Origin of the sequence: Polaromonas sp. (assembly GCF_039932935.1) — a bacterium.
Taxonomy (GTDB): domain Bacteria; phylum Pseudomonadota; class Gammaproteobacteria; order Burkholderiales; family Burkholderiaceae_C; genus Polaromonas.
In genome coordinates this window covers 1-24,327 of sequence record NZ_JBDTPB010000068.1, presented here as the reverse complement: position 1 = coordinate 24,327, position 24,327 = coordinate 1, and the positions used below count along the sequence as shown (strand labels likewise).

The 24,327-nt window shown below is 64.5% G+C and carries 26 protein-coding genes; 13 read left to right on the top strand and 13 right to left on the bottom strand.

The annotated features are described in order from the left end of the window. Window positions 1-1,022 precede the first annotated feature (1,022 nt). From ABI546_RS11580 to ABI546_RS11545, 8 genes are all read left to right on the top strand, one after another. The gene (locus ABI546_RS11580) at window positions 1,023-2,627 is read left to right on the top strand and encodes an ABC transporter substrate-binding protein (RefSeq protein ID WP_348046736.1); all 1,605 of its coding nucleotides are present in this window, start codon (window positions 1,023-1,025) and stop codon (window positions 2,625-2,627) included. Window positions 2,628-2,689: 62 nt separating this feature from the next. Then, window positions 2,690-3,736 carry an ABC transporter permease gene (locus ABI546_RS11575; RefSeq protein WP_348046735.1) on the top strand — a complete coding sequence of 349 codons (1,047 nt, stop codon included), beginning with the start codon at window positions 2,690-2,692 and terminating at the stop codon, window positions 3,734-3,736. A gap of 92 nt (window positions 3,737-3,828) precedes the next feature. Beyond that, complete coding sequence (gene nikC, locus ABI546_RS11570) at window positions 3,829-4,740, top strand: nickel transporter permease (RefSeq protein WP_348046733.1); 912 nt, start codon at window positions 3,829-3,831, stop codon at window positions 4,738-4,740. Continuing rightward, complete coding sequence (locus tag ABI546_RS11565; protein WP_348046732.1) at window positions 4,737-5,585, top strand: ABC transporter ATP-binding protein; 849 nt, start codon at window positions 4,737-4,739, stop codon at window positions 5,583-5,585. The genes nikC and ABI546_RS11565 overlap by 4 nt, the downstream gene beginning before the upstream one ends. Window positions 5,586-5,614: 29 nt before the next feature. After that, a complete protein-coding gene (locus ABI546_RS11560; RefSeq protein ID WP_348046734.1) occupies window positions 5,615-6,373 on the top strand; it encodes an ABC transporter ATP-binding protein in 759 nt (252 codons plus the stop codon). Window positions 6,374-6,456: 83 nt separating this feature from the next. Continuing rightward, complete coding sequence (locus ABI546_RS11555) at window positions 6,457-7,428, top strand: membrane dipeptidase (protein WP_348046731.1); 972 nt, start codon at window positions 6,457-6,459, stop codon at window positions 7,426-7,428. A gap of 27 nt (window positions 7,429-7,455) precedes the next feature. Next, window positions 7,456-7,902, top strand: a complete 447-nt coding sequence (locus ABI546_RS11550; protein WP_348046730.1) for an acyl-CoA thioesterase — start codon at window positions 7,456-7,458, stop codon at window positions 7,900-7,902. Window positions 7,903-7,932: 30 nt separating this feature from the next. Then, on the top strand, window positions 7,933-8,838 hold the full coding sequence (locus tag ABI546_RS11545; RefSeq protein WP_348046729.1) for an EamA family transporter: 906 nt from the start codon (window positions 7,933-7,935) through the stop codon (window positions 8,836-8,838). Here the strand turns inward: ABI546_RS11545 and ABI546_RS11540 are convergent. Then, window positions 8,825-9,766 (bottom strand): LysR family transcriptional regulator, encoded by a 942-nt coding sequence (locus tag ABI546_RS11540; RefSeq protein ID WP_348046728.1) that lies wholly within the window; start codon window positions 9,764-9,766, stop codon window positions 8,825-8,827. The two genes, ABI546_RS11545 and ABI546_RS11540, sit on opposite strands and share 14 nt — an antisense overlap. A 100-nt stretch (window positions 9,767-9,866) precedes the next feature. On the opposite strand from ABI546_RS11540, the gene ABI546_RS11535 reads away from it, so the two are divergent. Beyond that, window positions 9,867-10,511, top strand: a complete 645-nt coding sequence (locus ABI546_RS11535) for an NAD(P)-dependent oxidoreductase (RefSeq protein WP_348046727.1) — start codon at window positions 9,867-9,869, stop codon at window positions 10,509-10,511. Between the two features lie 206 nt (window positions 10,512-10,717). Here the strand turns inward: ABI546_RS11535 and pyrF are convergent, their stop codons facing one another. Continuing rightward, window positions 10,718-11,557, bottom strand: a complete 840-nt coding sequence (pyrF, locus tag ABI546_RS11530) for an orotidine-5'-phosphate decarboxylase (RefSeq protein WP_348046726.1) — start codon at window positions 11,555-11,557, stop codon at window positions 10,718-10,720. 194 nt (window positions 11,558-11,751) lie between these two features. Here pyrF and ABI546_RS11525 point away from each other — a divergent pair, with 194 nt between their 5' ends. After that, a complete protein-coding gene (locus tag ABI546_RS11525; RefSeq protein WP_348046725.1) occupies window positions 11,752-12,639 on the top strand; it encodes a DMT family transporter in 888 nt (295 codons plus the stop codon). A 7-nt stretch (window positions 12,640-12,646) separates the two neighbouring features. On the opposite strand, the gene ABI546_RS11520 is transcribed toward ABI546_RS11525, so the two are convergent. From ABI546_RS11520 to tsaB, 3 genes are read right to left on the bottom strand one after another with little or no spacing between them, the layout of a single operon-like run. Beyond that, the gene (locus tag ABI546_RS11520; protein WP_348046724.1) at window positions 12,647-13,432 is read right to left on the bottom strand and encodes a uracil-DNA glycosylase family protein; all 786 of its coding nucleotides are present in this window, start codon (window positions 13,430-13,432) and stop codon (window positions 12,647-12,649) included. Beyond that, window positions 13,429-13,908 carry a ribosomal protein S18-alanine N-acetyltransferase gene (rimI, locus tag ABI546_RS11515; RefSeq protein ID WP_348046723.1) on the bottom strand — a complete coding sequence of 160 codons (480 nt, stop codon included), beginning with the start codon at window positions 13,906-13,908 and terminating at the stop codon, window positions 13,429-13,431. The genes ABI546_RS11520 and rimI overlap by 4 nt, the downstream gene beginning before the upstream one ends. Continuing rightward, window positions 13,905-14,675, bottom strand: a complete 771-nt coding sequence (tsaB, locus tag ABI546_RS11510) for a tRNA (adenosine(37)-N6)-threonylcarbamoyltransferase complex dimerization subunit type 1 TsaB (RefSeq protein WP_348046722.1) — start codon at window positions 14,673-14,675, stop codon at window positions 13,905-13,907. The genes rimI and tsaB overlap by 4 nt, the downstream gene beginning before the upstream one ends. A gap of 194 nt (window positions 14,676-14,869) precedes the next feature. Here tsaB and dacB point away from each other — a divergent pair, with 194 nt between their 5' ends. Continuing rightward, entirely contained in the window at window positions 14,870-16,372 is a 1,503-nt protein-coding gene (gene dacB, locus ABI546_RS11505) for a D-alanyl-D-alanine carboxypeptidase/D-alanyl-D-alanine-endopeptidase (RefSeq protein ID WP_348046721.1), read from the top strand. A 165-nt stretch (window positions 16,373-16,537) separates the two neighbouring features. Continuing rightward, entirely contained in the window at window positions 16,538-16,813 is a 276-nt protein-coding gene (locus ABI546_RS11500; RefSeq protein ID WP_348046720.1) for a SemiSWEET transporter, read from the top strand. 183 nt (window positions 16,814-16,996) lie between these two features. Here ABI546_RS11500 and ABI546_RS11495 read toward each other — a convergent pair whose 3' ends face one another. From ABI546_RS11495 to purE, 5 genes are all read right to left on the bottom strand, one after another. Next, on the bottom strand, window positions 16,997-17,620 hold the full coding sequence (locus ABI546_RS11495) for a LysE family transporter (protein ID WP_348046719.1): 624 nt from the start codon (window positions 17,618-17,620) through the stop codon (window positions 16,997-16,999). A gap of 49 nt (window positions 17,621-17,669) precedes the next feature. After that, window positions 17,670-17,957: a hypothetical protein gene (locus ABI546_RS11490; protein ID WP_348046718.1), complete on the bottom strand. Its 288-nt coding sequence runs from the start codon at window positions 17,955-17,957 to the stop codon at window positions 17,670-17,672. 95 nt (window positions 17,958-18,052) lie between these two features. Beyond that, window positions 18,053-19,048: an L-threonylcarbamoyladenylate synthase gene (locus ABI546_RS11485; protein ID WP_348046717.1), complete on the bottom strand. Its 996-nt coding sequence runs from the start codon at window positions 19,046-19,048 to the stop codon at window positions 18,053-18,055. Beyond that, entirely contained in the window at window positions 19,048-20,316 is a 1,269-nt protein-coding gene (locus ABI546_RS11480) for a 5-(carboxyamino)imidazole ribonucleotide synthase (RefSeq protein WP_348046716.1), read from the bottom strand. Before ABI546_RS11480 ends, ABI546_RS11485 begins: the two co-directional genes overlap by 1 nt. Further along, window positions 20,313-20,822, bottom strand: coding sequence for a 5-(carboxyamino)imidazole ribonucleotide mutase (gene purE, locus ABI546_RS11475; protein WP_348046715.1), 510 nt, complete (start codon window positions 20,820-20,822; stop codon window positions 20,313-20,315). The genes ABI546_RS11480 and purE overlap by 4 nt, the downstream gene beginning before the upstream one ends. 166 nt (window positions 20,823-20,988) lie before the next feature. Here purE and trxA point away from each other — a divergent pair, with 166 nt between their 5' ends. Next, the gene (trxA, locus tag ABI546_RS11470; RefSeq protein WP_348046714.1) at window positions 20,989-21,888 is read left to right on the top strand and encodes a thioredoxin; all 900 of its coding nucleotides are present in this window, start codon (window positions 20,989-20,991) and stop codon (window positions 21,886-21,888) included. Window positions 21,889-21,895: 7 nt separating this feature from the next. Here the strand turns inward: trxA and ABI546_RS11465 are convergent, their stop codons facing one another. The 3 genes from ABI546_RS11465 to fba all read right to left on the bottom strand — a co-directional run. Next, on the bottom strand, window positions 21,896-22,285 hold the full coding sequence (locus tag ABI546_RS11465) for a hypothetical protein (protein ID WP_348046713.1): 390 nt from the start codon (window positions 22,283-22,285) through the stop codon (window positions 21,896-21,898). Window positions 22,286-22,309: 24 nt separating this feature from the next. Then, window positions 22,310-23,218 carry a phosphoribosylaminoimidazolesuccinocarboxamide synthase gene (locus tag ABI546_RS11460; RefSeq protein WP_348046712.1) on the bottom strand — a complete coding sequence of 303 codons (909 nt, stop codon included), beginning with the start codon at window positions 23,216-23,218 and terminating at the stop codon, window positions 22,310-22,312. Window positions 23,219-23,335: 117 nt separating this feature from the next. Next, on the bottom strand, window positions 23,336-24,327 hold a 992-nt coding region (gene fba, locus ABI546_RS11455; protein WP_348046711.1), incomplete at its 5' end, for a class II fructose-bisphosphate aldolase.

Here is a 24,327-nt window from a genome sequence, read left to right as displayed (position 1 = left end):
CTCGAACTCGCTACGTTGCACTTCGCTCAGACAATCGCGATCCCTGATCCGCCTGGACCTGCGCTCCTCGGCGCAGACAGAAGGGGTGGGGGAAGGAATACCGAACAGCCAACCCCACACAGCCGAACACCAGAAGAATTCAGTATCCGAATTCGGACTTCCCCGTCGTGGCTGGGCCGAGCAGCGCAGACGGAGGCGGGATCAGGGCCGCAGTTGTTTGAGCCGAAGGCGAGTTCTGCGGACCCCCGCCGGAGTCGAGCAGCACAGGTTGCCTGAAGCGAAGCGTAAGGACCCAGACTGCGGGTCGCCTTTTGATATTCGCATAACTTCGCTTCGCGAAGTGAGCGAATCCCCACTACGTGACCTTTGGTGACTTGCTTTTGGCGAAGCAAAAGAAAGTTACTTGCCGCCGGGCAACCCCCGGCCAGCAGCTCTTAGACGAATACGCTCAAACCAGAGCAAAAACCGCCCTCCAAGGAGTCAAACCCAGTCGCTATCAATTCAATAGCTACTCGCGCTCACCCCATTAGGCCAAAGCCACTTTTATCCTCTAAAACCACCTCTCAGACAGCCAAATCCCCTTCCCCACCGCCATTCAGCCCTCTCCAACGCCCAAAACAACCAACTTCTCAAGCCTTTCAAGCCTGCAGCCCAATCAGAACCTGCGCAACCAGCTATAGTTTTTATAGCACTCCCCATAAACCTCAAAGGTTCAGCCAGCTCTCACTCCACCGGGCCGGGCAGGTTTGGCCAGATGCTTTTTTGGTGCGAGAACAGGACGGCCGCTTTTCATGAAGTCGGCAATCGCGGAAAACCCGGGTCTTGACGCGCCCCAGCGGCGGCGCAGAATGCATCAGTCGCCAATCGGCCTGACTTGTATGTACAAGTTACGGGCCGCAAGAAGCGCGGGGCATGGGCATGATTCCTGCTCGTCCCTGATGGCCCCCGGGGCGCGATCGCCACGAGCGGTTCGCTCCTCTGTTTGTTTGACCGCCCAACCGAAGGAAATCATCTTGAACCACATGCCTCCCCTTTTTAGCCGCCGCGTTCTTTGCGCCACCGCAGTCGCCGCCATGCTGGCCTGCAGCGCCGGTGCTGGTCTGGCCGCCACGCCCAAAGACACGCTGGTGCTGGCCTTCGGCTTCGACGACATCATCACCATGGACCCGGCCGAGGCGTTTGAACTCTCTGCCGGCGAAATCATGGGCAACACCTACGACCGCCTGCTGCGCCTGGACGTGAACGACCCGTCCAAGCTGGTGGGTGATGTCGCCAAGTCGTGGAACGTCTCGGCCGACGGCAAGACCTACACCTTCGAGCTCAAGCCCGGGCTGAAGTTTGCCTCCGGCAACCCGCTCACGGCCGAGGAAGTGGCGTATTCACTGCAGCGCGCCGTAATGCTCGACAAGTCCCCAGCCTTCATCCTGACGCAGTTTGGATTTTCCAAAACCAACGTCAAGGACAAGATCAAGGCCACCAGTCCGACCGTGCTGACACTGGAGACCGACAAGGCCTACGCGCCGACCTTCGTCTTCAACTGCCTGACGGCCAATGTGGCCGGCATCGTCGACATGAAGCTGGTGCAGTCGAAAGAAGTCAACGGTGATTGGGGCTACGCCTGGCTCAAAACCAACTACGCCGGCTCCGGCCCGCTCAAGCTGCGCGAGTGGCGTGCCAATGAAATCGTGGCGCTGGAGCGCAACGACAACTACTACGGCCCCAAACCCAAGCTGGCCCGCGTGATCTACCGCCATGTGAAGGAATCAGCCACGCAGCGCCTGCTGCTGGAAAAGGGCGACATCGACATCGCCCGCAACCTGAGCCCGCAGGACATCGCCGCGATGTCGGCCAACAAGGACGTGAAGCTCACCTCTGCGCCCAAGGGCACGGTCTACTACATCAGCCTGAACCAGAAAAACGCCAACCTCGCCAAGCCTGAGGTGCGCGAGGCCCTGAAATACCTGGTCGACTACGACGCCATCGGCGACACGCTGATCAAGAACATCGGCGTGGTCAACCAGAACTTCTTGCCCCAAGGGCTGCTGGGCGCCAGCACCGTCAAGCCCTACAAGCTCGACGTGGCCAAGGCCAAGGCGCTGCTGGCCAAGGCTGGCTTGCCCAACGGCTTCAAGGTGACCATCGACATGCGCACCATCCAGCCGGTGCAGGGCATCACCGAGGCCTTCCAGCAGACGGCCAAGCAGGCGGGCATCGACATCGAAATCATTCCCGGCGACGGCAAGCAGACGCTGACCAAGTACCGCGCCCGCACCCACGACATGTACATCGGCCAGTGGGGTGCCGACTACTGGGATCCGCACTCAAACGCCGACACTTTCACGCGCAACCCCGACAACGCCGATGACGCCAAGGCCAAGCCACTGGCCTGGCGCAATGCCTGGGCGATTCCCGAGCTCACCAAGCAGTCGGACGCGGCCGTGCTCGAGCGCGACGCCGGCAAACGCAAGAAGATGTACGAAGACCTGCAGGCCGAGTTCCGCAAGACCAGCCCCTTTGTCATGCTGTACCAGCAGACCGAGGTGGCGGCCTTTCGCAGCAACGTGGACGGCCTGAAACTGGGCCCCACCTTCGACAGCAACTACATGTTCAACGCGTCCAAGCGCTGATAGCTCCACCGACTTTGGCCATCCCCGACCCCACAGCCGCCGGCGTGGCGCCGCTCAGTGCGGTGACCACGCGCACGGCGGGCCAGCGCCTGACGCCGCACGCCAAAAGTTTTGGCAATTTCCTGGTGGTGATCCTGCTCACCTACCTGGGCCTTCTTGCGGTCACGTTTTTTATCGGACGGGTGATTCCGATCGACCCGGTGCTGGCCATCGTGGGCGACCGCGCGCCGGCCCACGTGATCGAGCGCGTGCGTCAGGAACTGGGCCTGGACAAGCCGCTTTATGAGCAGTTCTACATCTACATCGGCAAGGTGCTCAAGGGCGACTTCGGCGTTTCGGTGCTGACAGCCAACCCCGTGATGACGGACATCAGGCGCGCGTTTCCGGCCACGCTGGAGCTGGCCAGCCTGGGCATCCTGATAGGCGCAGGCCTGGGTGTGCCGCTGGGGGTGTGGGCCGCAGTGCGGCGCGGCAAGCTGGTGGACCAGGTGGTCCGTGTGATCGGCCTGGTGGGCTATTCGGTGCCGATCTTCTGGCTGGGGCTGATGGCGCTGGTGCTGTTTTATGCACGGCTGGGCTGGGTGTCGGGGCCGGGCCGTATCGACGTGACCTATGAGTACAGCATCACGCAGGTCACCGGCCTGCTGCTGCTTGACACTGCCATGGCCGGCGAATGGGAGGCTTTCCGCAATGTTTTTTCGCATCTCATTTTGCCGGCTTCACTGCTGGGTTATTTCGCGCTGGCCTACATCAGCCGCATGACGCGGTCTTTCATGCTCAATGAGCTGGCGCAGGAGTACGTGATTGCGGCGCGCGCCAAAGGCCTGTCGGAGTCGCGCATCATCTGGCGTCATGCGCTGCGCAATGCGATGGTGCCGCTGGTCACGGTGATCGCACTGTCGTATGCAGGTCTACTCGAAGGCTCGGTGCTGACCGAAACCGTCTTTGCCTGGCCGGGCCTGGGTCTCTACATCACCAACTCGCTGCAGAACGCCGACATGAATGCGGTGCTGGGCGGCACGATTGTGGTGGGGTCAATTTTTGTGGGCTTGAATTTGCTCTCTGACGTTCTGTACAAGCTGTTGGATCCAAGGACGCGTATTCGATGAACAGCACCCATGAAAACCGAAGCGTGCCCGCGCGCAGCGCAGGGCCGCCCCAAGCAAGCGCAGCCCCCCCGGGGGGCAGAGAGCCACACGCAGTGGGCGAACGTGGGGGCCTCATTAGTTGGCTCAGCACCGACCGTCCCACTTCGCGCCGCCAGGCCTTCATGGGCCGCGTGTACCACGGCAGCCGCGATTTTTCTCGCAACCGGCTGGCCATGCTGGGCCTTTTCATCGTGCTGGGCCTTATCGGCGTGGCGATCTTTGCCGATCTGCTGGCGCCTTATTCAGCCTACACCGGTGACCTGCGCACCACCCGGTTGCTGCCGCCTTCGTGGGCGCACTGGTTTGGCACGGACGACCAGGGACGCGACATCCTCTCGCGCATCATCATCGGCTCGCGCATCACGCTGATGGTCGTCATCCTGGTGGCGGTGCTGGCCGCGCCGCTGGGTCTTGTCGTCGGCACTGTGGCGGGTTACGCCGGTGGCTGGGTTGATGCGGTGCTGATGCGCATCACCGATATTTTTCTCGCATTTCCGCGCCTCATTTTGGCGCTGGCTTTTGTCGCGGCGCTGGGCCCCGGTATCCAGAATGCGGTGATCGCGATTGCCATCACGTCCTGGCCGCCGTATGCGCGCATGGCGCGGGCCGAGACGCTGACGATACGGCAGACCGACTACATTGCCGCCGTGCGGCTGCTGGGCGCGTCGCCCTGGCGCATCGTGCTCGGGCACATCATGCCGTTGTGCGTGTCGTCCGTGATCGTGCGCGTCACGCTGGACATGGCCGGCATCATCCTGACGGCCGCCGGGCTGGGATTTCTGGGCCTGGGCGCGCAGCCGCCCATGCCGGAATGGGGGGCAATGATTGCCAACGGGCGCCTGTATGTGCTGGACCAGTGGTGGGTGGCGGCTGCGCCCGGCGCGGCCATTTTTGTCGTGAGCCTGGCCTTTAACCTGTTGGGTGACGGCCTGCGCGATGCGCTGGATCCGAAGGCGGCCAAATGACTGACGCCACTGCGCCTCTGCTGGTCGTCGACGATTTGCGCGTCAGCTTTCCGCGCCGCGACGGCGGCATGACCGAGGCGGTGCGCGGCGTGTCGTTCACGCTGGGTCGCGAGCGCCTGGGCATCGTGGGCGAGTCGGGCTCGGGCAAATCACAAACCGGCCGCGCCATCATGGGGCTGACCGCGCCGGAAGGCCGCATCAGCGCCAAGCGCCTCGAATTCTCGGGCGTGGATTTGCTCAACTGCGCTCCCGCACAGCGCCGTGCATTGCGTGGTGGCCGCGTCGCCATGGTGCTGCAAGACCCGAAATTTTCTCTGAACCCGGTGATGACCATAGGCGCTCAGATCGTGGAAACGCTGCAGGCGCACACCCGCGTGTCGTCAGCGGAAGCCAAAAAACGCGCGCTGGCCGCGCTCGAATCGGTGCGCATCGACGACCCGGCGCGCGTCTACAAGCTCTATCCGCATGAGGTGTCGGGCGGCATGGGCCAGCGCGCAATGATCGCCATGATGCTGATCGCCGATCCGGACCTGCTGATTGCCGACGAGCCTACCTCGGCCCTGGATGTGACGGTGCAACTGCAGCTGCTGTCCATCCTCGACACCCTGGTGGCTGAGCGCGGCATGGGCCTGATCCTGGTGTCGCATGACTTGCGGCTGGTGTCCACCTTCTGCGACCGCATCCTGGTGATGTACGCCGGCCGTGTGGTGGAAGAACTCGCTGCCGGCGGGCTGGCGAATGCGCAGCACCCCTACACACGCGGCCTGATGGCCTGCCTGCCGCAACTGGGCGCCTCCAGGCATCCCCTGGCCACGCTGGATCGCCAGCCGGAGTGGGCGTTGTGAACACGCCGGCTTCCTCCGCATCACTGGGCCTGGAAGTCAGCGGCCTGCGCGTGGTCTATGACGAATTTGTCGCGGTCGCCGACACATCGTTCACCGTGAGCCCCGGCGAAAGCTTCGGCATCGTCGGCGAATCGGGTTCAGGCAAGTCCACCGTGCTGCGCGCGATCTGCGGATTGGCGCCGCGCACGGCCGGCGCAGTCAAATTGTTGGGGCTAGACAGCGCGCCCGGCAGCAAGGCTTTCAGGCGCCAGGTGCAAATGGTGTTCCAGGACCCGTATGGATCGCTGCACCCACGCCACACGGTGGACCGCATCCTGGCCGAGCCGCTGGCCATTCACGGCATTGGCGACGCAGAGGTGCGCATTGAACGCGCGCTGGAAGAAGTCGGCCTGGGCACAGGCTTTCGTTTTCGCTACCCGCACCAGCTCTCGGGCGGGCAGCGCCAGCGCATCGCGATTGCACGCGCCCTGATCCTCGAGCCGCAAATCCTGTTGCTGGACGAGCCCACCTCGGCGCTCGACGCCTCGGTGCAGGCGGAGGTGCTCAATCTGCTCGAAGAACTGCGCCGCCGGCGGGGTCTGACCTTCGTCATGGTGAGCCACGACCTCGCCGTTGTCACGCACCTGTGCGAGAGGCTGATGGTGATGCAGCGCGGCCAGACGGTGGAGATGCTGCCCTCGGCCGACCTGGCGGCGCACAAGGTCACCAACGCCTACACGCTGAGCCTGATGGAAGCCTCTACCGGCTTCAAGCGCCGTGCGGTGGCCGAGGCATCCGCCACGGCGTAAACCGTTACCACGCATGACTGGCGCGCCGGTGCGCTGCGTGCTTTAATTTCCTTTCAACGCACGAACGGGACGAACGCCACCACATGATTCACTGGGAAGCCCACGCCTGCCTGCCGCTGCATCCGGCGGCTGATTTTTCACCGATGGACGAACTGCGCGCCGCCGGCGTGAACTATGTGTCCATCAACGTCGGCATGGACATGAACCCGGTGGCGCAAATCATGGCGGTCATCGCCGCCTTTCGCGCAAAGATCGCGGCCTGCCCTGAGCGCTACCGGCTGGTGTCCAGCGTGGCGGACATCCGCGAAGCCGCAGCAGCAGGCCAACTCGCCATCGGCTTTGACCTGGAAGGCGCAATGCCGCTGCAGGAGCAGCCCGAGATGGTGGTGATGTACCGCGAGCTCGGCGTGCGGCAGATTCACTTTGCCTACAACCGCAACAACAGCGTAGCCGACGGCTGCCACGACGAGGCGCGCGGCCTGACGCCGCTGGGCGTGCGCATGGTGCAGGCCGTCAACGAAGCGGGTGTGTTGATGGATTGCTCGCACACCGGCCGCCGCTGCAGCCTGGACATCATGGCCGCCTCTGCGAAACCGGTGATCTTCAGCCACGCCAATCCGCTGGCGCTGGTTGAGCATGGGCGCAACATCACCGACGAGCAGATACGCGCCTGCGCCGCGACCGGCGGGGTGGTCTGCGTCTCGGGTGTCTCCGCCTTCCTGGGCACGCGCACACCCACCGCCGACGACATGGCGCGGCACGTGGCCTATGTGGCGGGCCTGGTCGGCGCGCAGCATGTGGGCATAGGCCTGGACATCAGCTTCCGGCAGGACGAACTCGACGACAACCCGCCTGGCGACTACGACCCAACTTACTGGTGGCCCAGGTCGGCTGGCTATGACCGCGCCGTGCAGCGCATGACCTACACGCCGGTCGAGACCTGGCAGCTGTTGCCCGATGCACTGCGCCAGGTGGGCCTGAGCGCAGCCGAGGTGGAAGGCGTGATGGGCGACAATATGATGCGTGTCGCCACCAGCGTCTGGCCGCACGCCTGAACACCCACAACCCACCGGCAGCCCTCCATGTCCTCCATCACGCTTCGCTTCCTGGCCGAACCCAGCACCGTCAACTTCGGCGGCAAAGTCCATGGCGGCACTGTCATGAAATGGATTGACGAAGCGGGTTACGCCTGTGCCACCAGCTGGGCCAAGCGCTACTGCGTCACCGTGTCGGTAGGCGGCATCCGCTTTCAGCGCCCCATCATGATCGGCGACCTGGTGGAAGTGCAAGCCCGCCTGGCCTACACCGGCAAGACCAGCATGAACATCGCGGTGGAAGTGCGTGCTGGCGACATGAAGGTAGGCCAGATGGAAGTCATCACCGAATGCCTGGTGGTGTTTGTCGCGGTGGATCTGGACGGCAAGGCCTTGCCCGCCCAGGAATGGCGACCCGAAACGCCCGGTGATGTCGCCCTGGCGCAGCGCGTCAAAGCGCATCTCGATGCCGCGCGTTCCGTGCAGCTGGGCTGAGCGCGCTACCGCTACTGCCCGCAAGCGCGGATGCAAAACAATACCCTGACGGGCCGCGACCTCGCAGCCGCCCTCACAGTAGTCGTGTTGTGGGGCGTGAACTTCGTGGTGATGAAGTTCGCCCTGCGTGACTTCACACCTTTCCAGCTGGGCACGGCCCGCTATGTGTTTGCCGTGTTGCCGCTGGCGCTGCTGATCCGCCCACCCAAAATCGGCTGGAAGTGGATCGTGCTCTATGGCCTCTTTCAGGGCGTGGGCCAGTTCGGGGTTTTGTTTCTGGCGCTCAAGGTGGGCATGACGGCGGCGTTGGCCTCGGTGCTGCAACAAACCCAGGTGTTCTGGACGGCGCTCTTCGGCTTTGTGCTGCTGCACGAGCGCGCCAGCCGGCCGCTGCAAGCCGGCCTCGGGTTCGCGGCCGTGGGCCTGGCCTGCTTTGCGCTCAACTACGTGGGCAGCGATGGCGCCGGCGCCACCACGCCGCTGGGCTTTGTCCTCACGCTGTGCGCGGCGGCCATGTGGGCCATGTCCAACATCGTGGCGCGACGCGTGCAACAAACCTATAACGACTATTCACCGCTGGCGTTTGTGGTGTGGAGCAGCCTGGTGGCGGTGCTGCCGTTTGCGGCGCTGTCGTGGGCGTTTGACCCTGAGGCTGTGCGTTGGCAGTGGGTCGAAGCGCGTGCGTCCAGCTGGGCCGCCGTGGCCTATCTGGGCTGGGCGGCCACCATTCTGGGCTATGGACTGTGGACGAACCTGCTCAAGCGCCACCCGGCCAATCGCGTGGCGCCCTTCAGCCTGGGCGTGCCGGTGGTGGGCCTGGCCACAGGCATGCTGGTGCTGGGCGAGGTCATCACGCCTTGGCAGTGGGCCGGCACTGCATTGATCGTGGCCGCATTGGCCTGCGTGATGCTGGGCGGTCTCATCAAGCGGCGCTAGGGCCTGTTAACGCCATGGCATCGGCGTCGCGATCGCCAAAGTACGCCACCAGCAAATCCAGTGCGTGCCGCACCTTGGCCGGCTGGTCGCCGCGCCGCGGTGTCACCGCATACACGGGCAGGTCTGTCATGCGCCAACCCGGCAGGATGGGCAGCAAGCGTCCATCAGCCAGCGCCTGGCGGTCGTCCTCGCTCACGGCCGTGCCGATTCCCCAGCCCGCCAGACACAGCGCATGCAGTGCCGATACTTGCGAGGCCTGCACGCGCGGCTCCAGCCTCAGGGTTTGCTGCTCGCCATTCGGACCGGTGAGTTCCAGCATGTCGACGCCGGCGGTTTGCGGTTTGCTGGCCAGCCAGTCGTGCTGCAGCAAATCCTGCGGGTGCGCGGGCCAGCCGCGCTCGGCCAGGTAGGCTGGTGAGGCGCAGAGCTGGCGCGTCATGCGGCCCAGCTTGCGCGCCACGAGTGAGGAATCCGCCAGCGTACCGGCCCGCACGGCAATGTCCACGCGTTCTTCGACCAGGTCTATCAGCGTGTCGTCGAGCAGCAGGCGCAAGGTGAGTTTCGGATGGCTGCGCAGCGGTGCCAGCGCTGCCGCCAGCAAACCGCCAAACCCGATGGGTGCCGCCAGGCGCAGCTCGCCCTCGGGCTCATCCCGCAACCTCACCAGCGCCTGCTCGGCCGAACGTGCAGCCGCCACCATGGCGGCACAGCCTGCGTGATAACGCTCGCCCGCCTCGGTCAGCGTCAGGCGCCGGGTAGAGCGGTGCAGCAGGGCCAAGCCCAGCGACTGCTCCAGCTGCCGCAGATGTTGGCTGACGGCCGATGGCGTCATGCCCAGCGGCCGCGCCGCCGCAGTCAACGACCCCTTGGCCACCACCTCGGCAAAGATGGCCATGCGCTTGAGCTGGTCCATGGATTTATCGGTCATTCATTAGCCCTGCTTCACAGTGTTAGCCAATTTTGCCGTCTATTCAAGATCTTGTGAAGCAACCAAACTAAAGGCCTCTTCAATTCACCAGGAGTTTTTTATGAACATTGCATTGATCGGCGCCACGGGTTTTATCGGCGCACCCATTCTTTCCGAGCTGCTCAGCCGCGGCCACAAGGTCACCGTGCTGGCGCGCAACCCCGGAAAAGTCACGCCGCAAAAAGGCCTGACCGTGGTCGCCGCTGACGCACTGAATGCCGGCCAGGTGGCCAAAGCCGCAGCGGGCCACGATGCCGTCATCAGCGCCTACAACCCGGGCTGGAGTGAGCCGAAAATTCACGACCTGCACCTCGAGGCCAGCAAAGCCATCGTGACCGGCATCAAGCAGGCGGGCGTCAAACGCCTGCTCGTGGTCGGCGGCGCCGGCAGCCTGTATGTGGCGCCTGGCCTGCAGCTGGTGGACACGCCGGAGTTTCCTGCACAGTACAAGCAAGGCGCACTTGCCGCACGCGAAGCGCTCAACCAGCTCAAGCTCGAAACGTCGCTGGACTGGAGTTTTGTCTCGCCCCCCATCGGCCTGGCCCCCGGCGAACGCACCGGCAAGTACCGCCTGGGCGCCGACGACCTGCTGCCCGGCCAGAACGGCAAACCCGCCGGCATTTCGGTGCCCGATCTGGCCGTGGCCATCGTCGATGAAATCGAGAATGCGCGGCATGTTCGGCGCCGCTTCACTGTCGCCAATTAAAGTAAAAGCGGCCCATTAGCCGCAACTGACGAGCGCAAGCGACTATCAAAAATATAGCAACTAGCCAAGCTAGGCTTGCAGGTACCTGCCTGGGGCGAAGGGCTTGCTTCGGGTTGGGCGTTGAGGTCTTGCTGACTTCTGCTGGCCGGGGGTTGCCCGGCCAGCTACCCTCAGACGAGCGCGCCGAGGCCGACAACCACAGCAAGCTACACCTTCAGCGCCTCACCTCGAGCCCCCTCCAACACATCCCGAGTCCGCACCGCCTCCCGCCGCGCAGCATCAGAAAAATCATCTCCTGACGACGCATACAAAATGGCACGCGACGAATTCACGATGATGGGCGCACCGGCGCGCCACCCCGCTTTGACAGTGGCCACGGCGTCCCCACCCTGGGCGCCCACACCGGGAATCAACAAGGGCAACGTGGGCGCAACGGCACGAACCCGCTCAATCTCTGCCGGGTAAGTCGCGCCCACCACCAGGCCCAGCTGGCCATTGAGGTTCCACGGGCCCTGCGCCAGGCGTGCCACGTGTTCGTACAAGAGCGGCTGGCCCTCAATCGAAGCAAAGCGCTGGTTCTGCAAATCATCGCCGCCGGGGTTGGAAGTGCGGCACAGGAGAAAAGCCCCTTTGCCTTCGTACTTCAAATACGGTGCGACCGAATCAAAGCCCATGAAGGGCGACAGCGTGACTGCGTCGGCGCCGTAGCGCTCAAAGGCTTCCTTGGCGTACTGCTCGGCGGTGGAACCGATGTCGCCGCGCTTGGCATCGAGAATGATGGGCACTTGCGGCGCCACGCGGCGCATGTGTTCCATCAGGCGCTCGAGCTGGCCTTCGGCGCGATGCGCGGCGAAGTAGGCAATCTGCGGCTTGAAGGAGATGACCAGGTCGGCGGTGGCATCGACAATCGCCGCGCAAAAATCGTAGATCTTGTTGGCGTCACCCTTGAGTTTGCCGGGAAATTTGGTCGGCTCCGGGTCCAGGCCGACGCAGAGCATGGAATTGTTTTGGCGTTCTGCGGCGCCCAGCATGTCAAGAAAAGTCATGCCGTCCATTGTAGTTAGACCCCGCCGTCGTTCACTTCGTATACCTGCCCCGCCGAAGGAGGACAGTGCGATCGTGCAGAACTCTTCAACCCAGCATGAGCCGCGGAACCGGCTTTGCCGGGCCGCAGGCGGGCGGCCCCCTCGGGGGGCAGGGAGCTACACGAAGTGAGCGACCGTGGGGGCACAATAACCTTATGCAATTGTCTCAACGCCAACTCGTCCTCCTGGTTCTGCTCACATTGGTCTGGGGCCTGAACTGGCCGGTGATGAAGCTGGGTATCGCGGACTATCCGCCGCTGACGTTTCGGGCGATTTCGATCTGGCTGGGTATTCCGGTGCTGGGGTTGGCGATGGTGGTGCTGAAGGTGCCGTTTTTTGTGCCGCGTGACAAGTGGCGCGAGCTCTTCTGGCTGGCAGCCGCCAACATGTTCGTCTGGCATGCGCTGATCATCCTGGCCGTCAAAAACCTCAGCAGCGGACGTGCGGCGATTCTGGGCTACACCATGCCGATTTTTTCGGCACTGCTGGGCGCCTGGTTTTTTGACGCGAAGCTAAAAGCCCGCAACTGGCTGGGCGTGTTGGCTGCGGCAGTGGGCGTGGCGCTGCTGCTTTGGTATGAGCTGACGAATCTGTCGGGCCGGCCACTGGGCGTGCTCTGCGCGCTGGTGGCCGCCGCCGTGTGGGCGCTGGGCACGCAGCAACTGCGCAAAACCACCATTGCCGCGGCCACCCTGACGCTGTCGTTCTGGATGACGGTGATGACCGCGGTCATGCTGACGGTCCTGGGCGTCACGTTTGAAATGCCGCAGTGGAAAATGCCGCCGGCCGCGACCTGGGCGGCGATTATTTACAACGCGGTGCTGATTTTTGGTTTCGCCCACGCCGCCTGGTTTACCTTGGCGCGCGCCTTGCCCCCGGTGGCCTCAACCCTGAGCGTGATGATGATTCCCATCCTGGGCGTGTTCTCGGGCGCGCTGGGCCTGGGTGAAGTGCTGCACTGGCAGGACTGGGCCGCGGTGGTGTTGATGGTGGTGGCGATTGCGTCGGTGCTGGCGCCCAGCCGGGACGCCGCCAAGGCCTGATAAAAAATCAGCCGGCCGGCGTGGCCGCGCGCATGGCCAGGCACAGGTCGTCCCAGGCCTTGCCCTTGTCGGCCGGATTGCGCAACAAGTAGGTGGCGTCGTAAGTCACCACCACCTGGGTGCCATGCAGGCTGTGCAACTGGCCGCGTTGCCGGCCGAAGGGTTCGGTGGACTGCAGCACGGCCTGCGCGGCAAGGCGGCCCATCACCAGCACCACGTCGGGCTGCGCGCTGGCCACCAAGGCGGGCAAGGCTTCGGGCAGGCCAGCGCCTGTACCGGCCGCGGCGAGCCTGACCAGCGGCGCCAGCAACACCATGCCGGCCTGATGCAGGCGGGCGGCACGCAGCATGTTGTCGAGCAGTTTGCCGGCGTCGCCCTCAAAGGGGTTGAAAACACCCCTCTGCAGCGCGGCCGCCGGCGTTTCGGCCAGCACCAGCCAGCGCGCCCCTTCGGCATGGGCGGCCCCGGCGTACACGGCTTGCGCGTCGCCCATGCGCCACGCGGCCGTCGGGCCGGGTGCGGCGGTTTCACGCGCTTCGGGCTGGGCGCGAACCGGCGCCGGCCGCGCGGCCTCACGCTGCATCACCGGTGCGGGAGGTGCGCTTGTTTTTTGATTAAATCCACCTGCAACCGTTGCAGATTGAGCGCCAGCAGCTATCAAATCAGGAGCAGAAGGAGCAACAGGAGCAGTGGAAGCCAGAGGGGCTTCGGGTGCAGCCACCAGCGGCGACCACACGCGCACACCCATTTCGCGCAGCATGGCACGTTGGCGTTTATCCAGGTCCAGGCTCATAGCGCCAGGCTCATGACCACAGCGTCTTCGCGTGTGGAAGCGCTGCCGGGGTAGTAGTCGCGGCGGGTGCCGACGTGGCGAAAGCCGTAGCGTTCATACACGGCCTTGGCGCGCGCATTGCTGACGCGCACCTCCAGCCACAACCACTGCGCGCCCTGGCCGCGCGCCCACAGAACCAGCGCGTCCAGCATGAGGCGGGCCCATCCCTGGCGCTGGTGTTCGGGCGCCACGGTGATATTGAGCAGGTGCACCTCGTCAACGCCCTTCATGGCAACAAAATAACCCAGTAGTTCGGCGTGAGGCGGGTTGCCTCCGGTGAGCACTTGCGCCTGGTAGCCCGCGTTCAACGAATCGTTGAAGTTGCCTTGCGTCCAGGGATGGCCGTAGACGCTTTGCTCCACCCGCACCACTTCCTCCAGCCAGAGAGGTGTCATGGCTTCGAAGCGGGCTTCAGAGGGCTTGAGGATGGCGTTCATGGAAGGGGTGGGGACGCGAGTTTGGCGGCCTTGACCCGCTCGCGCTCTTCGGTAGTAAGCGCTACTTTATCGCGAACGTACAGCGGCAGGGCGAGCTCGGCGCCCACGCACAGCCCGGCGGCGGCCAGCTGCGGCGCCAGGCGCAGCATGGCGGTGGCCGTGGGCAGGGCCTCGGCCTGCGCAAACGCGGCAAGGGCTTCGGGCAGGCGCCCTGCATACACGGCAAACACGTTGCCGGCCAGCAAACCGGCCTCAGCATCCGGTGCCAGGTTTTCGGGCCTCACCAGCTCACACTCGCCGAGCGCCAGGCCATGCCTACCGCTGAACTCGAAGCGCTGCACATACATTTCGTCCATGCGTGCATCCAGCAACGCGGTGATGCGCAACGGCGCCTCACCTGCGCCTGCGCTATCACCATTGCCGGCGCGATGAAAACGCGCTTCTTCCGCCACGGCCATCAGGGTGTCGATGGGCAGCACGGGAATGCCGGCGCCATGGTTGGCGCCCAACGCCAGGCCTTGCGCCACGGCGCAGGCGGTGCGCAGCCCCGTGAAGGAACCGGGACCCCGGCCAAAGGCGATGGCGTCCAGCTCGCCCAGCGCCAGGCCCGCCTCGGCAAGCAGCGCCAGGATGGCGGGGATCAGCGTGGTGGAGGCCTGCGCGCCGCCGGGGCCGCTGTGCTGCCAGACGCGCGCGCCGTCGGTGAGCGCAACGGACATGCGGTCAGTGCTGGTGTCAAAGGCGAGGAATTTCACAAATTCAGGCATTAAATCGGGCTCCAGCCCTTATGTAACGTGCGCAAGCAGCTATAAATTTCATAGCGACCTGGGCATTCCGCAGGGCTGCGTTCTGGCGGTCGGTCTCTGATTATCCGCGCCAACGGTTGCCGTTACTTTGCCCTTGCTTCCGCCATCCACCCTGCGCAGGCTGTCGTGCAAATCCCAGCCGCGATAATCTTCCCATGATCCTTGACTTGCCGCGCCCGCGCGTTCGACACGCGGTAGCGCTGGTGGCCCTGGCCGCCATGGCGATGCCGGCCATGAGCGCCGCCCCCGCCCCAACCGCACGCCTGCCGACCCCGGTGGAAAAAGCGCTGGCACGCGCCCGGGTACCGCGTGACGCGGTGTCCATGCTGGTGGTGGAGGCGGGCGGCAAGCAGCCGCCGCGCCTGAGCTGGCGCGCCGATGTGCCGATGAACCCGGCGTCGGTCATGAAACTCGTCACCACCTGGTCGGCACTGGATGTGCTGGGCCGCGACTTCACCTGGAAAACCACAGTGCTGCTGGACGGCAAACTCACGGGCGGCCTGCTCAACGGCAACATGGTGGTTCAAGGCGGTGGCGACCCGAAGCTGGTCGTCGAGCGCCTGCAGGCCCTGCTGACGCAGGTGCAGGCCGGCGGCGCACGCGCGATCCGCGGCGACATCGTGCTGGACCGCAGCGCCTTCAGCGTGCCGGCCACCGACCCGGGCGAGTTTGACGGCGAGCCGCTGCGGCCCTACAACGCGCGGCCCGATGCGCTGCTCATCAACTTCAAGTCCATCGTGATGACCTTCACCCCGGACCTGCCCAGTGGACGCGCACTGGTGCGCTACGAGCCGCCGCTGGCGGGCGTGCAGATGGGCACCAGTGTGCCGCTGGTGCGGGTGGCCCGCTGCGGCGACTGGCGCAGCGAGCTGCGCGCGAGCGTCGAGAACCCGGTGAATATCGAATTTTTGGGCACTTATTCGTCGGCCTGCGGCGAAAGGGTGTGGCCCAGCGCCTATGCCGATCCGGCCAGCTTTGCCGCGCGCGCCATCGAGGGCTCGTGGCGGCAGCTGGGCGGGCTGCTGACCGGCTCGGTGCGCGACGCCACACCGGCCGAGCTGGCCATGCTGCGCAGCAGCGGCACGCTCTCGGGCGAAAAGGCCGCGGTACGGTTCGACTACCAGTCGCCGCCGCTGCTGGACGTCGTGCGCGACGTCAACAAATACTCCAACAACATCATGGCCCAGCATCTCTTTTTGACACTGGGCCTGCAGGCCGGCCTGGGCCAGCCCAAAGCCGGCACGCTCGAATCCGCACGCGCTGCGCTGGCCGCCTGGTGGCGCAAAAGCCTGCCCGGCAGCACACCTCCCGTGATGGACAACGGATCGGGCCTGAGCCGCAACGAACGCATCAGCGCCGCCAGCCTTTCGGCCCTGCTGCAGCATGCCGCCAGAAGCCCCCTGGCCGCCGACCTGGCCGATTCGCTGCCGGTGGCCGGGGTGGACGGGACCTTGCGCGAGCGCGGCAAAAACCTGGCCGGCCAGGCCTTTCTCAAGACCGGCTCGCTGCGCGACGTGACGGCCATTGCCGGCTACGCCAACGGCAACAGCGGCGCGCGCTATATCGTGGTGGCGCTGGTCAACCACCCCAACGCCGGCGCCGCGCGCCCCGCGCTGGACGCGTTGGTGGAATGGGCCGTCAAGGAAGGCGCACGCTGAAAAAGGAAGAACGAGGCCCCGGAGCAGTGCCCCCCGCGGCACCGCTCAGGGCAGCCCGACACGCTTGAATCCCTCCCAAGGTCAACAGGAAAGGCCGTGCAGCCGACGACGCCTTGCCGCAAATAGTATGCTGCACTCATCTCCAACCGCCGCCAGAAGAACCGATTGAACCCCACCGACCTTGCCGGCTACATCGCGGCCGCTTTCACCACCCTGAGTTTTGTGCCCCAGGCCTGGCTGACCTTTCGCAGCCGCGACGTCAGCGGCATCTCGCTGGGCATGTACGGCGCCTTCACGCTGGGCGTGGCGCTGTGGCTGGCTTACGGCGTGCTGCTCAGGGCCTGGCCCATCGTGGTGGCCAATGCCATCACCCTGGCGCTGGCGCTCGCCATCCTGGTCATGAAACTGATGTTCGGCCAGCGCGACCCGTCGCCGCGCTAGTGCGGCGTTGCACGAGGAAAGCTGAGACGCTGCCGGCAGGTTATCCCTGCAGGGTGTGGACAAGGCTGTTGATGACAACCAGGCTTGCGCGCTAAAACACCGTCTGGCGTGGCATTGCGCCACAATGCCCGATTTTCAGGCAGCCGGCTTGGGGCGCAGCAAGCGTGATGGCCCGCGGCCGGCCTAGGACTGCGCTTCGCGCGCAGTAGCGGCCAACAAACCCAGGCCCAGGCCACCCACAGCCGTCGCCGCGACCCGGTTGGCCACGCCGCGTGTGCGTGAGTACGCTGCCCGCACACGCCCGCGTGAGAACAGATACGCCAGCAACAAGTGCCAGCACAGCGCATTCGCGATGATCATGGCCACGGCGGCTGCCTGCAGGGCGGTGCTGGGCTCTGCCGGGAACGACGCCGCAAACACACTGCCGAAAAACAGCGCCGATTTCGGGTTGGTGATGTTGGTGAGAAAACCCAGGCGGAACGCGGCGGCCGCTGACACCGCTGGACCGCCGCTGCCCAACGTGACGCCACCCGAACGGCAGAGCCGGCTGGCCACATAAATCAGGTAGAGCCCGCCGGCTACCTGCAGCACAAGACGCAGCCCCGGGAAGATCTGGAAGACGGCATTGACGCCAAGCACCGCGCACAACGCCCAAATGGCGGCTCCGGCCGTCACACCCAGCGCCGCAAACATCGCGCTGCGCGCACGGTCGCTGGCAGCGAGCTGCGACACCAGCAACACGTTGGCGCCGGGGCTCATCATGGCTGCGACGTGGAGAAACCAAATGGTGAGGAGGATAGAAAGCATGGATTGCCAGGTGGGGCCGATACGTCCAGTAGTGGATCCTGCGCCGCTTCTAGGCTTTGTTCTCTTCGCTGGACTCGAACTCCACGCCACCCAGATACTTGAACATGAAGTTGTAAAGGGCGCAGCCTATGGCGACCGACAGATACCCGAGGATCAGGTAGAGAACGGGCATGAAAAGAAACATCAGCAGCGGCGGCGCATTTCCCGCACCCGCGGGGGCCATGGTCGCAAAGACGAGAAAGAACGGGACAAGAAACACCAGCGAACCGATGGCCATCAGGACACCGAAGACCTTGCCGTTCTGGTGCGGAGAAAGGCGCGAGATTTGTTGTTTCATGGGTTGGCGCCTCCCCGCGCCGTTGACTAGCTTGTGCTGCGAAACGCCAGGCAATGATAGCGGCCCCTCAGGGAGGTTGCGGGACCATTCCAGTTTCAGCTCGCAGCAGCCCGCTGCAACCTGTCACGCACGCCGTCCCACTCGGCGTCAGCCGGCGGGTTTTCAATCCAGATCAGTTTCACGCCCTTGGCGTCAAAGTCGCGCAGCACGGCAAACAGCTGCTGCGCCGCGGCGAGTGCGTCGTCGGGCATGCGGCGGTATAGCACTTGCTCGGACTTGATACGCACAATGCTGCGCGCGTAGACCGCGATGTGCGCCGCCTCGGCGCCCAGCAGATCCAGCGCGGTCTGGATGGGTCCGGCTTCCATCAGGCGCACCTTGGCATTGGGCGCGTAATGTGCCTCAAGCGTACCGGAGGCGCGCGGCGCGGCGCCCGCACCTGAACGTTGCTGTTCAAACTCGTCCTTGGCCAACACGGCCTCACCGCAGGCGGCCTCGAGCTGCGCGCGCGTGAGAACGCCGGGACGCAGCAGTACAGGCCGGCCGCGCGTGCAGTCGACAATGCTGGACTCGATGCCGACATCGCAGGGCCCGCCGTCAAGCACTAGCAGGCCGTCGCCAAACTCTTGCTGCACATGTTGCGCGGTCGTCGGGCTGACGCGGCCAAAGCGGTTGGCGCTGGGGCCTGCAACGCCGGTGTTGCAGGCCTTGAGAAAAGCCAGCGCCACGGGATGAGACGGGCAGCGCAAGCCAATCGAATCCTGCCCGCCAGCCGCAGCCGCCGCCACGCCGGGCCTGCGCGGCAGGATCACGGTGAGCGGCCCGGGCCAGAACGCCTTGATCAGCCTGGCCGCGAAGTCCGGCACGCCGCTGGCGTAATCAGCCACCTGGCCGGCATCGGCCAAATGAACAATCAGCGGATGATCTGCAGGCCGCCCCTTGGCGGAAAAAATACCGGCGACAGCCTTGTCGCTTGATGCGTCGGCGCCCAGGCCGTATACCGTTTCGGTCGGGAAGGCGACCAGCTCACCGGCCTGAATGCGACGGGCGGCCTCAGCCAGGGCCTGCGGATCGGTGCCGGACACAATCATCAGAGATCTTCAAGGCCGGGCAGCCCCAGGATGGCGGCCACGCGGCGTGCGGTGGCTTTCACTGACTCAACATCGGGGCCGGTGATGTTGAGGTGGCCCATTTTTCGACCGACGCGGGCCTCGGTTTTGCCGTAGAGATGCAAGTGCGTGCCGGGCAGCGCCAACACGGCCTGCCAGTCGGGTGTGCGCGCTTTGCCTTGGGCGTCAAACCACACATCGCCCAGCAGGTTGAGCATGATGGCCGGCGAATGCTGCCGCGGCTGCGGCAGCGGCAGACCGGCCATCGCGTGCACCTGCAGGTCGAACTGCGACACGTCGCAGGCGTCCATGGTGTAGTGGCCGCTGTTGTGCGGACGCGGCGCCATTTCGTTGACGATGAGCGCACCGTCAGCACTGCCGTCGTCCACCAGGAAAAATTCAACGCAAAGCACGCCCACATAGTCGATGTGCTTTGCTATGGTTTTGGTAGCTGCTTGCGCACGTTCAGCAAGGGCTACGGGCATATTTCCTTCATAAGCCTGCGTTACCGCCAGAATACCGTCCACATGCAGGTTCAGCTGGGGCGCAAAGCTCACGACACGGCCGTCCCAGCCGCGCGCCACGATCACCGAACACTCGGCTTTGAGCGACAGCATCTTTTCGAGTACGCAAGGCACCTGCTTCAGGCCGGCCCAGGCGGTGGCCAGTTCGTCTGCATTCTTGACGCGAACCTGGCCCTTGCCGTCGTAACCCATGCGGGCGGTCTTGAGGATGCCGGGCAGGAAACCAGCGGGCACGCCTTTGAGCTGTTCGGCCGTTTCGATCACGGCATAGGGCGCGCAGGTGACGCCGGCCAGCACGCCCGACTCGGCGGCGCTGGCGGTGAAGTGGGATTTTTCTTCAATGCGGTTTTGCGCGATGGCCACCGCAGCGGCACCGGGCGCCACGGGCCGGCTGGCAGCCAGCGCCTGCAGTGCGCCGGCAGGCACGTTTTCAAACTCGGTGGTGACGGCTCCGCACAACGCGGCCAACTGGGCCAATCCTTGTTCGTCGCTGTAGCCGGTCTGAATATGGTGGTGGCTGACCAAGCCGGCCGGGCTTTGCGGATCGGGATCGAGCACGGCGGTGAAATAGCCCAGGCGCTGCGCGGCATGCACAAACATGCGTCCCAGCTGGCCGCCGCCCATCACGCCCAGGGTGGCCGGCTGGCCGGAAGCCGAAACCGTACCGGGAAAAAGCGGCAGGTCCGGCAGGCTGGAGGAAGACCGGGGAGGCGGGGCGGCGCTCATACCGGCGGCAGCGTCATGGCCTGCGCGGCAGCGGTTTGCTCGGCACGGAAAGCCTGCAGCTGAGCCGCCAGTGCCGGGTCGTGCAGGGCCAGCATGGCGACCGCGAACAGCGCTGCATTGGCCGCGCCGGCATTGCCGATGGCAAATGTCGCCACCGGAATGCCCTTGGGCATCTGGACAATGCTGTGCAGTGAATCCACGCCCTGCAGATGCTTGCTGGCGACCGGCACACCGAGCACCGGCACGGTGGTTTTGGCGGCCAGCATGCCGGGCAGGTGCGCTGCGCCGCCGGCACCGGCAATAATGGCCTGCAGGCCGCGTCCGCCGGCACTTTCCGCGTAGGCAAACAGCTCATCGGGCATGCGGTGGGCCGACACCACACGGGCCTCATGCGCCACGCCGAACTGCGTGAGGATCTGCACGGCGTGCTGCATAGTTTCCCAGTCGCTGCTGGAGCCCATCACCACGCCCACCAGGGGTTTTGCCGAATTGTTGCTTGTTGTCATGCGGGGACCTTCAAGGCCGGGTTATCAAGGCCGGGGTTAGGCTCTACGCCCTAACCCGTGATTTTAAGGGCAGGCCGCCAGCCGGCCGCGCCTTGCGTGCTACGCTCTTGCCTCCCCCGCGCCCGGCGGTTGAAAACCCGCCCTCACACCCCAACTCTGCCAGACCATGATCGACGTCACCATTGCCAACTTTGAAGCGGAAGTCGTTGCCGCGTCCATGACCACGCCCGTGCTGATTGATTTCTGGGCACCGTGGTGCGGCCCGTGCAAGTCGCTGGGGCCCATCCTTGAAAAAGTGGAAGTGGAATATGCCGGGCGGTTCAAGCTGGTAAAAATCGACTCCGACCAAGAGCAGCAATTGGGCGCCGCCTTCGGCATCCGCAGCATTCCAACCTGCATCCTGATGATGAACGGCCAGCCGGTCGACGGTTTTACCGGTGCCTTGCCCGAAGGCAAGGTCAAGGAGTTTCTCGACAAACATTTGCCGCCGGCTGAGGAGCCGCCCGAAGAGCAGGAACTTGCGCTGGAAGAAGAAAGCACCGACCCGGCCGCCGTGCTGGAAAAGCTGCAACACGCCGTGGCGACCAACCCGGCCGACGACAACGCACGCTTTGACTACGTGAAGCTGCTGCTGCTGCTGGGCCACGATGATGACGCCAAGGTGGCGTTTGCGCCGGTGATCGCGCAGACCTCGGTGGTACGCCGTTTTGACTCACTCAAGCGCTGGATGGATGCTATGGATTTCGTAGCTTCTGGCGCTCACGGATCGGGGGCCGGGGCCGGTTTTGATGCAAAAATCGCGGCCAACAAGCGGGATTTCGAAGCACGCCATGACAAGGCTCGCTGGTTAATGGCCCAGCAGCGCTGGACGGACGCGCTCGACGAACTGCTGGAAATTCTGATGCGCGACAAGGCCTGGAACGACGACCTTGCACGCAAAACCTACATCGCCGTCCTCGACGTGATGGAAGCGCCCAAGCCCAAGGTGGCCGACGGGCAAATCCCGCCCGATGATCCGATCGTGGCCACGTACCGCCGGCGCCTGAGCAGCGTCATCCTGAGCTGAAGCCTGCCTACTGGCCGAACAGCCAGCGCGTCACGGCAAAAGCAAACCCAAACAGCGCAGCGTAGCCCGCCACCTTCCCACTGAAGACGCGGCGCGATTCGCGCCACGCGCGCACCCTTTCAACCAGCAGGCCGGCAACCAGCGGCGCCAGCAACAGGTTGAGGATTTGCAGCCAGTGCAGACGGATGACGAGGTGAGGGACGACCAGCACTGTCAGCACACCGGTAGCAATGCCGGTTATGACGGACCACGCGGCTTCCTGCCAAGGCGTCAGTTCATGGTCGCGCCCACGTAGCTTGTACCAGGCGGCTTTGAACGCACCGCCGAACATTTCGCCGAAGAGCTGGAGAAACAGCTCGCCGAAAAACTCGAACAGCAGTTCCAGCAGAAACTCCATCGTGCCGGCTACTCTGGCCCAGCTTCAGGCGGTCAACCGTGCCAGTGCTTCCTGGTATTTGGCAGCCGTTTTAGCGACCACGTCAGGCGGCAAGTGCGGCGACGGCGGGGTTTTGTCCCAGGGCTTGCCGTTGATACGCACGGCTTCCAGCCAGTCGCGCACAAACTGTTTGTCGTAGCTGGGCGGGTTTTGACCAGCTGCGTAGGCCGCTTCGTAGCCTTCGATCGGCCAGTAGCGCGAGGAATCAGGCGTCAGCACCTCGTCCATCAGCGTCAGCGTGCCGTTTTCATCAAGGCCGAATTCGAACTTGGTGTCGGCAATGATGATGCCCTTGGTCAGTGCGAAGGCGGCGGCCGTACTGTAAATCTCGATGCTGATCTTTTTGATCTGCGCTGCGAGCTCGGGGCCCACAACCTTCACCACCTGCTCGTAGCTGATGTTCTCGTCGTGCTCACCGGCCTCGGCCTTGGCCGCCGGCGTGAAGATGGGTTCGGGCAGCTTGCCCGCGTTCTTCAGGCCTGCAGGCAGCGGCACGCCACACACCGCTTGGTTGTCCTGGTATTCCTTCCAGCCGCTGCCAGCCAGGTAGCCGCGCACCACGGCCTCGACCGGTATCGGCTTGAGCCGTTTGACCAGCATGGAGCGGTTCACCACCTGCGGCACTTCAGCCGGGGTGACGGCGCTTTCGGGCGATTCGCCTGTGAGATGGTTGGGACAGATATGGCCGAGTTTGTCGAACCAGAACAGTGCCATCTGCGTGAGCAGCGCGCCCTTGCCGGGAATCGGCTCGCCCAGGATGACGTCAAACGCGCTCAGCCGGTCACTGGCCACCATCAGCAGCCTGTCCTTGCCCACGGCGTAGTTGTCGCGCACCTTGCCGCGCGCCAGCAGGGGCAAGGAAGTCAGGGCAGAGGTGTGGAGTGCTTGGGTCATGGTGGGAAGCGTAAACGGAGGGAATCAAAGAAAAAGCCCGCGTGACTCGGCAAGAGTCCACGGGCTTTGAATTATCGCCAATCCGCGCGGGCGGGCGGCGGGTTTATTCAGGCTTTCTCAGTGCACGACCTGGGCGAGCTCGCCCTTGGCGTACTTGGCGGCCACGACCTGCAGGGTGTCGCCCTTGATCTTGGCGCCCTGGCCTTCGCAGCCGAACTCGACGTAGCGCTGCTTGCAGATCTGCTTGGCGGCTTCGCGGGCAGGCTTGAGCCATTCACGGGCGTCGAACTTCTCGGGGTTCTCGGCCAGGAATTTGCGCACGGCAGCCGTCATCGCCAGGCGAATGTCGGTGTCGATGTTGATCTTGCGCACGCCGTGCTTGATGGCTTCCTGGATTTCCTCGACCGGCACGCCGTAGGTTTCTTTCATGTTGCCGCCGTACTGGCGAATGATGGCCAGCAGCTCCTGCGGCACCGAGGAAGAACCGTGCATCACCAAATGGGTGCTGGGGATCCGCTTGTGGATTTCCTTGATGCGGTCAATCGCCAGGATGTCGCCGGTGGGCTTGCGGGTGAATTTGTAAGCGCCGTGGCTGGTGCCGATGGCAATCGCCAGCGCGTCGATTTGCGTGCGCTTGACGAAGTCGGCGGCCTGCTCCGGGTCGGTCAGCAGCTGCTCGCGCGTCATGGTGGCGTCGGTGCCGTGGCCGTCTTCCTTGTCGCCCTTCATGGTTTCAAGCGAACCCAGGCAGCCGAGCTCGCCCTCGACCGTGACGCCGTACTTGTGGGCCAGTTGCGAGACCTTCTTGGTCACGTCGACGTTGTATTCATAGCTGGCGATGGTCTTGCCGTCGGCTTCGAGCGAGCCGTCCATCATCACCGACGAAAAGCCAAGGTCGATGGCGCCCTGGCAAACGTCCGGGTTCTGGCCGTGGTCCTGGTGCATGACCAGGGGGATGTTGGGGTACATCTCGATGGCCGCTTCGATCAGGTGCTTGATGAACGGCTCGCCGGCGTATTTGCGGGCACCGGCGCTGGCTTGCAGGATGACGGGCGCGCCGGTTTCCTTGGCCGCTTCCATGACGGCTTGCACCTGCTCGAGGTTGTTGA

Excerpts from the sequence above, each read along its gene's own strand:
- ABI546_RS11580 (WP_348046736.1), top strand. The coding sequence starts at position 1,023 with ATGCCTCCCCTTTTTAGCCGCCGCGTTCTTTGCGCCACCGCAGTCGCC.
- ABI546_RS11565 (WP_348046732.1), top strand. The coding sequence starts at position 4,737 with ATGACTGACGCCACTGCGCCTCTGCTGGTCGTCGACGATTTGCGCGTC.
- ABI546_RS11555 (WP_348046731.1), top strand. The coding sequence starts at position 6,457 with ATGATTCACTGGGAAGCCCACGCCTGCCTGCCGCTGCATCCGGCGGCT.
- ABI546_RS11550 (WP_348046730.1), top strand. The coding sequence starts at position 7,456 with ATGTCCTCCATCACGCTTCGCTTCCTGGCCGAACCCAGCACCGTCAAC.
- ABI546_RS11545 (WP_348046729.1), top strand. The coding sequence starts at position 7,933 with ATGCAAAACAATACCCTGACGGGCCGCGACCTCGCAGCCGCCCTCACA.
- ABI546_RS11540 (WP_348046728.1), bottom strand. The coding sequence starts at position 9,766 with ATGACCGATAAATCCATGGACCAGCTCAAGCGCATGGCCATCTTTGCC.
- ABI546_RS11535 (WP_348046727.1), top strand. The coding sequence starts at position 9,867 with ATGAACATTGCATTGATCGGCGCCACGGGTTTTATCGGCGCACCCATT.
- pyrF (WP_348046726.1), bottom strand. The coding sequence starts at position 11,557 with ATGACTTTTCTTGACATGCTGGGCGCCGCAGAACGCCAAAACAATTCC.
- ABI546_RS11525 (WP_348046725.1), top strand. The coding sequence starts at position 11,752 with ATGCAATTGTCTCAACGCCAACTCGTCCTCCTGGTTCTGCTCACATTG.
- ABI546_RS11520 (WP_348046724.1), bottom strand. The coding sequence starts at position 13,432 with ATGAGCCTGGACCTGGATAAACGCCAACGTGCCATGCTGCGCGAAATG.
- rimI (WP_348046723.1), bottom strand. The coding sequence starts at position 13,908 with ATGAACGCCATCCTCAAGCCCTCTGAAGCCCGCTTCGAAGCCATGACA.
- tsaB (WP_348046722.1), bottom strand. The coding sequence starts at position 14,675 with ATGCCTGAATTTGTGAAATTCCTCGCCTTTGACACCAGCACTGACCGC.
- dacB (WP_348046721.1), top strand. The coding sequence starts at position 14,870 with ATGATCCTTGACTTGCCGCGCCCGCGCGTTCGACACGCGGTAGCGCTG.
- ABI546_RS11495 (WP_348046719.1), bottom strand. The coding sequence starts at position 17,620 with ATGCTTTCTATCCTCCTCACCATTTGGTTTCTCCACGTCGCAGCCATG.
- ABI546_RS11490 (WP_348046718.1), bottom strand. The coding sequence starts at position 17,957 with ATGAAACAACAAATCTCGCGCCTTTCTCCGCACCAGAACGGCAAGGTC.
- ABI546_RS11485 (WP_348046717.1), bottom strand. The coding sequence starts at position 19,048 with ATGATTGTGTCCGGCACCGATCCGCAGGCCCTGGCTGAGGCCGCCCGT.
- ABI546_RS11480 (WP_348046716.1), bottom strand. The coding sequence starts at position 20,316 with ATGAGCGCCGCCCCGCCTCCCCGGTCTTCCTCCAGCCTGCCGGACCTG.
- purE (WP_348046715.1), bottom strand. The coding sequence starts at position 20,822 with ATGACAACAAGCAACAATTCGGCAAAACCCCTGGTGGGCGTGGTGATG.
- trxA (WP_348046714.1), top strand. The coding sequence starts at position 20,989 with ATGATCGACGTCACCATTGCCAACTTTGAAGCGGAAGTCGTTGCCGCG.
- ABI546_RS11465 (WP_348046713.1), bottom strand. The coding sequence starts at position 22,285 with ATGGAGTTTCTGCTGGAACTGCTGTTCGAGTTTTTCGGCGAGCTGTTT.
- ABI546_RS11460 (WP_348046712.1), bottom strand. The coding sequence starts at position 23,218 with ATGACCCAAGCACTCCACACCTCTGCCCTGACTTCCTTGCCCCTGCTG.